The organism is Acidobacteriota bacterium (assembly GCA_030774055.1).
In the GTDB taxonomy this organism is placed as follows: domain Bacteria; phylum Acidobacteriota; class Terriglobia; order Terriglobales; family Acidobacteriaceae; genus JACPNR01.
Window position 1 is genome coordinate 1 of sequence record JALYLW010000002.1, and the last position, 2,923, is coordinate 2,923.

At 65.4% G+C, this 2,923-nt stretch carries 5 protein-coding genes; all 5 read left to right on the forward strand.

Annotation, left to right across the window (positions count from 1 at the left end; all coding sequences use genetic code 11):
• Positions 1 to 656 (forward strand): CheB methylesterase domain-containing protein (locus tag M3P27_00230; GenBank protein ID MDP9266735.1); only part of this gene is annotated, 656 nt, incomplete at its 5' end.
• Positions 653 to 1,177 (forward strand): chemotaxis protein CheW, encoded by a 525-nt coding sequence (locus M3P27_00235; protein MDP9266736.1) that lies wholly within the window; start codon positions 653 to 655, stop codon positions 1,175 to 1,177. The genes M3P27_00230 and M3P27_00235, both read left to right, overlap by 4 nt.
• The gene (locus tag M3P27_00240; GenBank protein ID MDP9266737.1) at positions 1,174 to 1,602 is read left to right on the forward strand and encodes a chemotaxis protein CheW; all 429 of its coding nucleotides are present in this window, start codon (positions 1,174 to 1,176) and stop codon (positions 1,600 to 1,602) included. The genes M3P27_00235 and M3P27_00240 overlap by 4 nt, the downstream gene beginning before the upstream one ends.
• Positions 1,599 to 2,384, forward strand: coding sequence for a DUF4388 domain-containing protein (locus M3P27_00245; protein MDP9266738.1), 786 nt, complete (start codon positions 1,599 to 1,601; stop codon positions 2,382 to 2,384). Before M3P27_00240 ends, M3P27_00245 begins: the two co-directional genes overlap by 4 nt.
• Positions 2,381 to 2,923, forward strand: a 543-nt coding sequence (locus tag M3P27_00250) for a response regulator (GenBank protein ID MDP9266739.1), incomplete at its 3' end; no start/stop codon positions are given. The genes M3P27_00245 and M3P27_00250, both read left to right, overlap by 4 nt.

The following is a 2,923-nucleotide window of genomic DNA, read 5'->3' on the forward strand; positions in this document are numbered from 1 at the left end:
CCCTCGCAAAGCAACCTCCTCCGCCGGTCATGGGCTCACCGGCAGCCATGCGCGGCAACGGAAAGTTTCCCGTCGTCGTCGTTGCAGCTTCCACCGGTGGTCCCCAGACGCTCATGAACTTCGTGCCGCGCTTCCCCGCAGGGTTCGCGGGCGCGGTCATCCTGGTGCAGCACATGCCGGGGAATTTCACGTCGCAGTTCTCCACTCAGCTCGCTGAGATCGCGCAGATAAAGGTGAAGGAAGCCGAGCAGGGGGAGATGCTGCAGCCCGGCGTGCTCTACGTCTGCCCGGGCTCGCATCACCTGCGCGTCACGCCGACCGGACGCATCACGCTCGACGACGGCCCGCGCATCTCCGGCTATCGGCCGTGTGCGGACGTCACCATGGAAACGGTGGCGCAGTTTGCCGGGCCAATGTCCATCGGCGTGGTGCTCACCGGCATGGGCAACGACGCTGCGCGCGGCGTGCAGACCATCAAGGACCTCGGCGGACACGTCATCGCGCAAGACGAAGCCACCTCCGTCATCTTCGGCATGCCGGCAGAAGCCATCAAGACCGGCGCAGTCGATCAGGTCGTGGGCATCGACAACATCTTCGCCGCGCTCGAGAAGCGCGTGCTCTACCTCTTCGGCGCGGCCCGGGTCGGTGCGTTGTGAAGCGCGTCGAGAAGAAGCCGGCCGGGAAGCGTGAGGCCGTCATCCTGTTCGCGGTCGGTGGCTACACCCTCGCCATCGCCGCACATGCGGTGGAAGAGATCCGCAATACCGGCGGATTGAAGCCGCTGCCCGCGGGCACGGCCACCGCGCGATTGGCCAAGTTCAAAGGCACGCTCGAGCGCGATCGCAAGAGATATTTCGTGGTGGATTCGAACCTCCACTTTCGTTTGTTCCCGTCGAAGGCTTCGCGCCTGCTCGTGCTCCGCGGTTCGGCCGCGGCGGTGCTGGTGGACCACACCGACCGCATCATCGAGATCGGCGCGGTGCACGCGCTGCCACGTGCCTTCCAAGGCGAAGAGCGGCAGTGGTATCGCGGCCTCGCCATGATCGACGAGCGCGTGGTGCCGGTGGTGGACCCGGCCGCATTCATGTCGAAAGCAGAGTTCACCGTGCTGCAAGCCGCAGTCGCGGGAGCTGAGGCCGCGGAATCTGCGCCCTCGAAAAAAGGCGCGACCGCATGACCACCGCGCGCGACAGCTCGTTCGTGCTCTTTCCTATCGGGACGAAGCGCTTTGCTTTGCCCGCCGCTACCGTGACCGAGCTGGCGCGGCCCGACCGCGAGCAGACGTTCCCACACGCATCCCGGCTGCTCACCGGCGTGCTCGTGCGCCGCGGACACATCATTCCTGTCTGCGATGTCGCGCCCGTGCTGGTCGGCCCGAATGCGCCTGCGCGCAGGTTCTTCCTCATCGCGACGCGCAAGTTCTCCGACACCAGTGAGTGGACGGCCATCCCGGTCTCCGGCGAGTGCGAGCTCACCACCACCGAGCTGCTGCCGCCGACCGGCAAACTGCCGCGCCACGTCATCGGATTGCTCTCCCTCGACAACGAGATCGTGGAAGTCATCGACCTGGAACGGCTGATGGCCTCGGAGGCAGCGGCATGAGCGCCACCGGCGCAGCTCCCGGCCTGCCCAGGATTCTCGTGATAGACGCCAACGTCTTTTTTGCCAAGCGGCTTGCCGACGCGTTGAAGAAGGAAGGCTTCGAGGTCACACACTCCACGCAGTCCGCATTCGCGCTGACCTCGCTCGAGTGGGACACGCCCATCGCCATTCTCTGTGCCACCAACCTGCGCGAGATGTCCGCATACGACCTGCCCAAGCTGCTGCACGCCGACATCAAGACGGCGCACATTCCCATCCTCGCGATGGGCGATGGCGGCGACCAGGCGCTGATGGAAGCTTTCCGCGCCGGTTGCGACGACTACATCGACCGCCGCGTCGGACCTGATTCCATCGCCACCCACGTCCGTAGTTTCCTGCGCTCGCATGAAGATGGCTTCCAGCCCACGCAGATGCTGGGTGCGGCGGATACCGCGCTCTCCGGCTCGCTCTCACACCTCGATCTGCCGGGCGTGGTGCAGATGTTGACGCACTCGCGCCAGACCGGCGCGCTGCACGTGAACGCGGGCATGCTCGACGGCATCATCTTCTTCGATGGTGGTGACGTCTCGCACGCCGAGGCCGGCGACATGATCGGCGACGATGCCGTGATCCACATCGTCAAGAACTGCAACAACAGTGACGTGGGCGTCTACAAATTCGTACCCGGTGCGACCGCCGCCACCCGCACCGTGCTGCGAGGGGCCACCGAGCTCATGCTCGACGCGCTGCGTGAAGTGGACGAAGGCGAGCACGACGACGTCGCTGAAGGAGATCCGCAATGAGCGAACCGGCGCAGGGCGCCACCCCCACGATTTATTTCATCGATGACTCTGCCACCATGCGCGAGGTCATCAAGATCGCCTTCCGCCGCGAGAACATCAACGTGGTGGCGTGCAACGACGCCGCCTCGGCGCTCGCGATGATCGAGCAGGAACGCCCCGCCATCGTCATCACCGACGTCATCATGCCCGATAAAGATGGCTACGAGGTCTGCCAATACATCAAGCAGCATCCCATGCTCGGCAAGACGCCGGTCATCCTCATGTCTGGTGTGGTGAATCGTGCGGTCGCGGAAAAAGCCTTCGCGGTAAAAGCGGATGAGCTCATCCGTAAACCCTTCCAGCCGCAAGACCTGATCGCGCGCGTGAAGCATCTGCTTTATCCCGGGGCGTCCGTACCGGCCGCGCCCGCTCCGGAGGCCGCATCAGCCGCGCTCAGCAGCATCTTCGCATCGGCCAGCACGCACGCCGCCCCGCGGCTCGCATCTGCGATGCGGCCCGCGCCGGCGCCAGCTGCGTACGTCCCACCGGCCGCGACGCGG